Here is a 6,614-nt window from a genome sequence, read left to right on the forward strand (position 1 = left end):
CCCACCGTCTTCTTCTCCGCCGTCGCCCTCGCTGCCACCGTCATATTCTGGCTGTGATCAACGAGTCCTGAGCCTAGGTCCGGTGCACATTCAGGGCCTGCACAAGCAGCGCCCCTCTGCTGCCGATAGCAGCAGCGTCGCGCACCAGGCCATTCTCCGCGCGCAAGTGCGCCACCAGCTACTGCTTCAATGACACGATCTATGGCGGGGCGGCGAGCATGTGCACGACGAGCCATCTTGGCGATGAGCCGAAACACCCCTCGGCCCGGCCTTTTTTCCGCTCAGCTATCGAGCGTGGAAACACTCCGGGCGCGGCTGGCCGTTCCATTGCGCAACGTCGATATGCGGCGTGGAACCTGAGATGAACCATTGAACGAAGCTGAGAAGCTGTCGGACTACTGCGAACGACCGACTTTGGGTCAACAAGCGCGCGAGCGGGTCTTTGCGAAGTCGCCGTGTCACAGGGTTCGGCGTTCATCAGGAGCTCATCGCTGACCCGGATCGGGGCGGGCGGAGAGCATGTTTCCTGCATGGCCTGCCCGCATCGCCGGTGCCTATCCGCACCAACGCCGATATCAAGGCAGGCGACGTCGCCTATGATCCGCAGCACCGCCCCGCCGGTCTCCAGCATCGTCCCAGCGTCAGACGAGATCGGCCACGGCTCGGGCTGACGATCCGCGCCGTGACCTCAGGCGCTTCAGGCCTCGCCAGATCGCGCCTTCAACTGTAAGGTCGGCCAGAGAGCGCAGGGCGATACGTCCTGACCTTATAGACGCTCGCATAGGAGCACCGCGGCAGGTGAAGCACGACTATGACGGCGTGCCGCCGATCCCGCTTATCATGCCCGGCCCCCAGAAATTGACGGTGAACGTCCATGTCGCGACCATCACGAACAGGCTTGCCGCAAGAAGCACGGCAGCGGCGGAAAGGTTCAAGGCCGAGCCCGGTGCGCTTCGCCGCCCACGGATGAAGCACTCGGCGACCGCGAGGTTCGGGAGATAGAAGAAAAAGGCCATTACCGCGTCAAACCAGCCGCTGAAGTCGCTTTCATGACCAACGTGGCCGGCCGTCAGGAACCAGAAGCCATATTCCATGCGGTAGAGCCAGGAGCCGATCGTCAGCGCGAACAGCCGTATCGCCCAGGCGCGATGCTGTTCGTAGCGTCGTCCGTGCGCGGAGGAATAGGTCAGTACAACACCGACCGTCATCAGGCCTCCGTAGATGCCGAAGCCGGTGCTCATGGCTGCACCACCGATCGTGCCCTTCGCCAGGATAAAGCAGAGTCCGCCAAGGCCGGCGAACCCGGCGCTCAGGACGTAGGTTCGTCCCAGCCAACGGTGCAACCGGGGGACAGCGCGCCTGATGCCGCCAATCAGCTGAACTGGGCCGAGCAGGAGCAGCACCCCACCGGTCATGAAATGCGAGCCGATCGCGACCGTCGCGAGCGAGGTCGTCGCGTCATGAAGATGCGGCAGGGACTCGTTCCAGCGATCCGCCGATCCTCGGAGCGCCATGCCGCCGAAAAAGGCGAGGATGTACAAGCCGAAGATCGCCCCGCTAAACCAAGTCAGGGCAACGAGCAGCAGAGCGGTCCAGTGCAAGGCGGTGCCGTGCAGGCTGCGGGGCGCGATGGTTGTCGCGGCCTCGTTCGATTGCGTTGTCATACTCTCGTCAGTGAGCCAGGCCGGGGGCGATGACGCGGCGTGGCGCGGGCGATGCCCAGATCAGGCCGGCGGCAGCGAAGAAGATCAGCGCCGAAGTCATGAACAGGTGGTTGGTGGCGATCGCCGTGCCCTCTCCATCGACGAGCTGTGCGAGTATGGCGCACACCTGTTCCAACGACAGGCCCCGGCCGGTGAGCATCGTGACGGCGTCGCCCGTGTTCATGCCGCCGACGAGACTGGCCCGGGCCGCGCGTGCGCCGTCGAGCCAGCTCGTGGTCGCGACCGACGTCCCGATCGCGCCCGCCATCGTCCTCAGGAAACTCATCAGCCCAGCGGCGGAGACCGTTTCCTCCTCGCGCACCGCGGCCAGCGCGATCGCGGTGATCGGGATGAAGAAGAACGGCATGCCGACGCCTGGAGCAGCTGCGGCAGTGCCAGCGACCAGAAATCGGCATCGCTGGTCCAGTGCCCCCTCAGCAGCGTCGTCCCGCCCAGCCACAGGATGCCGAAGCAGACCAGAACCCGCAGGTCTACACGGGACGACAGCCTGCCGACCACCGGCGCCAGCAGCACGGCGGCGACGCCGGTGAACGCGGTGGTATAGCCGGACCAGGTCGCCGTATAGCCGAGCGAGGCTTGTAGCCACTGGGGGATGATGACCGCCGAGGCAAAGAAGGTGCCGTAGGCCAAGGCTTGCGCCACCGTGCCGACGGTGAAGCCGCGATGGCGGAAGATGCGGATATCGACCGCGGGTTCAGACGCGGTGAACTCCCAGGCGCAGAACAGCGCAAACCCGATCGCGGCGATCACCGCCAGCGTGACGATCGCGGGATCGGCGAACCAGTCGCGGTCGTGGCCAAGGTCGAGCATGATCTGAAGCGACGCGATCCAGATCGCCAGCAATCCGAGCCCGATCGTATCGATGCGCGCGGTCGTCCGCGCCGTCTCCACGGATCGCAGGAGCAGCCACGCCCCTACGACGCACCCTGCCGCGACGGGCAGGTTGATGAAGAAGATCCAGTGCCACGACCAATTGTCGCTGATGACACCGCCGAGAATGGGTCCCAGGATCGGGGCAACCACCGTGGTCATCGCCCAGAGCGTCAGCGCCTGTGAATGACGTTCCTTCGGAAAGATGCGCAGCAGCAACGTCTGGGTGAGCGGCATCAGCGGACCGCCACAGAAGCCCTGCCCGATGCGGCATGCGATCAGCATGCCGAGCGAGGTGGAAAAGCCGCACAGCATCGAGAACAGCGCGAACCCGATGAGTGCGCCGATGAACAGCCTGACGCTGCCCAGCCGTGCGGTCAGGAAGCCAGTGAGGGGCACGCAGATCGCCTCAGCGACCGAATAGGACGTGATGATCCAGGTGCCCTGATTGGGCGAGATGCCGATGCTCCCGGCGATATGGGGCACCGATACGTTGGCGATGGTGGTATCGAGCATCACCATGAAGTTGCTGAGCGCCAGCGCCAGCGCGGCGAGAAGCAGGGGCGCACCGGTCAGCGCGGTCGGGATGCGGGCGTGCGTCATGGTAACGGCCTTCCGGTTCAGATGGCGATATCGGCGTTCATCGACAGCCCGACCCGCAGGGGGTGGCTACCGAGCTCGCGCGGATCGAGGACGATGCGGACCGGCAGGCGCTGAACGATCTTGATCTAATTGCCGGTCGCGTTCTGCGCCGGGATGAGCGCGAACGCGGCGCCGGTCCCGCCCGAGAAGCCGACCACCGTGCCGTGATAGACGACGGCGGCGCCGTACAGGTCGGAGGTGATGGTCACCTTCTGGCCCGGCCGGACGTCGGCCAGCTGCCCCTCCTTGAAGTTGGCATCGACGTAGAGTTCACGGATCGGAACGACCCGCATGATCGCCGCGCCGGGCGTGACCCGCTGGCCGACCTGGACGGCACGCCCGGTGACGATGCCGTCGACGGGCGCCCGGATCACGGTACGCGCGAGATCAAGCCGCGCCTGATCGACACGCGCCTTGGCGGCGAGCACGTCCGGGTTGGTCGTCACGGTGGTGCCACGGATGAGAGCGGCGTTTGCGGCGAGCATGCCCTGCGCGGCGCCGCGTGCGGCCATGGCGGACCGGAGCGTCGCTCGTGCGGCATCGAGATTGCCCTGCGCGGCGGCATAGGCGTTGATCGCGGCGGTGAGCTCCTCCCCGGATACGGCGCCATCGGGCGCCAGCGCCTTGCGCCGGGCCAAGTCGACCTGGGCCCGCTGCGACGCGGCCTGCGCGGCGGCGAGCTGGGCACGAGCGCCGTCGATGCCGTCGTTCCTGGCGGCGACATCGGCCGAGAGCGCGCCGCTGGTGGCGTCGACCTGTCCGAACTGCCGCTCCGCCTTGAGCAGCGCCGCCTGCGCGCCGGCGAGTGCGATACGTGTGTCGCTGTCGTCGATGCGGGCGAGCACGTCGCCGCGACGCACTGCCTGCGCGTCTGAGACGAGCACGGCGGCGACCAGCCCCACGACCATCGGCGTCACCTGTGCCGTCTCGGCGCCGACATAGGCGTTGTCGGTCTCGATATGGTGACGGCCTTCCAGCACATCCCAGGCGCTGTAGCCGACGCCTGCGAGCAGCACCGCCCCCCCAATGCCGGCGAGCAGCTTGCGTCGAAGCGGTCGCTTGGCAGGCGCGGCCCCGTCAGTGTCATCGCTGGAAATCGCTTCAGCCATGGAACGGGTCCTCGTGATGGTTGCCGGCCCCGATGACGAGCAGGGAGGGAAGGACCGCGCCGCCCCCCAGCGCCCGCACCAGCGCCACGTCGAGCGCCAGCGCGCGCGCCTCGAGATCGACGCTGGTTCGCCTCGTTTCGAGAACAGCGTTCTGGGCGATCAGGACGGTCAGATAGCTGGCGAGACCGCCTTCGTACCGACGCCTGGCGAGGGCATACGCCTCGCTCGACTCGGCGAGCGACCGTCGTGCGTGGACGAGCTGGTCGTCGAGCTTCTCGCTGCTGGTCACCGCATCGGCCACGTCGCGAAAGGCGCCGGCGACCGCGCCGTCATAGCCGGCGACCGCCTCGTCATAGTTCGCGCGCGCGACCCGGTAACGGCCGGACAGTTCGCCGCCATGAAGGATCGGCAGGCTGAGCGCCGGCCCGACCTGCCCGAACGTCGACCCCGCGCGAAGCAAGTTGCCAAGGCCCAACGACTCGAAGCCGACGAGAGCGCTGAGGTCGAGCGACGGGTAGAAGGCCGCACGCGCAGCCTTGATGCGCTGGCCGCTCGCCTCGACCCTCGCCCGGGCCGAGGCGACATCGGGCCGGCGGCCGATCAGGTCCGTGGTAACGTCGCGCGGCACTGCGCGCCTGGCGAACGACAGTCCCGGCCGATCGATCGACAGCCCGCGATCTGGGCCCTCGCCCATCAACGCCGCGATCCGGTGGCGGGTAAGATCGATGGCTTCGTCGATCTGAACGAGCCAGACCCGCTCCGCCGACAGGGCGGCGTCGGCCTGCTTCGACGCAGCAAGGGAGTCGAGCCCGTTGGCGACGCGACGTGCGACCAGCCGCTGACTGTCCAGGCGCACCGCAATCGCCTCGGCCTGGACATCGCGCTCGGCGAACAGCCGGTTCAGGTCGACATAGGCGCTGCCGATCCCGGTAGAGACGACCAGCCGTGCCTGTGCGGCGTCGAGTGCGGCTGCCAAAGCCGTCAGCTTCGCGGCACGAAGGTTCGCGCGGTTCCTGCCCCACAGGTCAAGGTCGACGCCACCCGTCAGCGTCGCGCTGCCCGCATCGCGCCAGCCCTGCGGAACGAGCTGGCGCGGGACACCCAGGTCGTAGCTCTGCTTCGTCTCGGCGGCAGTGACCTGCGCGTCGATGCGGGGCCGCGACAGCGCCTGGGTCTGTCGGCGAAAGCCATCCGCCTCGTCAAGCCGCGCCAACGCCGCCGCGAGATCGGGGGAGCCTGCCAGCGCCTCCGCCATGAGGCGATCGAGTTGGGCGTCGCGATATCCTCGCCACCACTCGCCGTCTGGCCACGCGATGGCCATCGTCGGACCCTGCAACGAACGATCGGCGGCGAAGCTGTCGGCAGCACGCATCGTGGGCGCGGTGCCAAGGTTCGGCATCGTGGCGCACCCCGACACGAGCAAGGTGAGCGCTCCAGCGCGCACCGGCAAGCTGCACGATCTTCCGAACTTCATCGAACCGATTCCGTACTGTCTGGTACGATCTAATCGTTGCCAACCCGACCCCTTGTCAAGAAGAAATCGTACTATATGGTATGCCAATGCGGAATGAAGGTCAGAGCGCGGGCGGCCGACGCGATGCGCGCAAGTCGGAACGGCGTGCCGCGATTGTGGCGGTGGCAACCCGCCACTTCGTCGAGCAAGGTTTCGAGCGAACCTCGATGTCGGCCATCGCAAAGGAGATGGGCGGCTCCAAGGGGACGTTATGGAGCTACTTTGCGTCCAAGGAGGAGCTGTTCGCCGCCGCGCTCGAGGAGGGCACGCAGGTGTTCAGAGCGTCGATGACCGAGATTCTGTCGCCCGAGCATAACCTGCCCGAGGCGATCCGCGCCTTTGCCGAGCGGTTCATTCAGCGTCTCACCGCTGATGACGCGGTGGCCATCCAGCGTGCAATCCTGGGGGAGGTGTCGCGATCTCCAGACCTGGGGCGGATCTACATGGAGCGCGCTCCCAACATGGCGCATGCCGCGCTGTCGGACTATCTCAAGCAGCAGATTGCGAGCGGTGCCATTCGCCCGTCCGATCCGGACGAAGCGGCCCGGACCCTGCTCAGCCTGTGCACCGGCGGCCACACGCAGCGAGTCTTATGGGGCGTAGCGCAGAAGGACCATGAGGCTGCTCGCAAGCAGGCAGCCTTGGCAGCCGAGCATTTCTGCCGCCTCTACATTGAGCCCTAGGAGCCGTGGACATTTACCGGAGCCATAGGATGGCGGCGGCGATAGTGACGACGGCGAGGTAGTTGCGGGCGGT

3 protein-coding genes and 2 pseudogenes are annotated in these 6,614 nt (G+C 66.9%); 1 reads left to right on the top strand and 4 read right to left on the bottom strand.

The window, feature by feature from the left end; translation table 11 throughout:
- Window positions 1-809: 809 nt before the first annotated feature.
- From HUU95_RS05375 to HUU95_RS05390, 4 genes and pseudogenes are all read right to left on the bottom strand, one after another.
- A complete protein-coding gene (locus HUU95_RS05375; protein ID WP_174279173.1) occupies window positions 810-1,664 on the bottom strand; it encodes a DUF2306 domain-containing protein in 855 nt (284 codons plus the stop codon).
- Between the two features lie 7 nt (window positions 1,665-1,671).
- A pseudogene (locus HUU95_RS05380) lies at window positions 1,672-3,197 on the bottom strand (DHA2 family efflux MFS transporter permease subunit).
- Between the two features lie 17 nt (window positions 3,198-3,214).
- Window positions 3,215-4,345 (bottom strand): annotated as a pseudogene (locus tag HUU95_RS05385) (HlyD family efflux transporter periplasmic adaptor subunit).
- Window positions 4,338-5,819 (bottom strand): efflux transporter outer membrane subunit, encoded by a 1,482-nt coding sequence (locus HUU95_RS05390; protein WP_174279174.1) that lies wholly within the window; start codon window positions 5,817-5,819, stop codon window positions 4,338-4,340. The pseudogene HUU95_RS05385 and the gene HUU95_RS05390 overlap by 8 nt, the downstream one beginning before the upstream one ends.
- 161 nt (window positions 5,820-5,980) lie before the next feature.
- Here HUU95_RS05390 and HUU95_RS05395 point away from each other — a divergent pair, with 161 nt between their 5' ends.
- Window positions 5,981-6,541, top strand: a complete 561-nt coding sequence (locus tag HUU95_RS05395) for a TetR/AcrR family transcriptional regulator (RefSeq protein WP_174279175.1) — start codon at window positions 5,981-5,983, stop codon at window positions 6,539-6,541.
- Window positions 6,542-6,614 lie beyond the last annotated feature (73 nt).

The sequence above is a fragment of the Sphingomonas bacterium genome, assembly GCF_903643065.1.
Taxonomy (GTDB): domain Bacteria; phylum Pseudomonadota; class Alphaproteobacteria; order Sphingomonadales; family Sphingomonadaceae; genus Sphingomonas.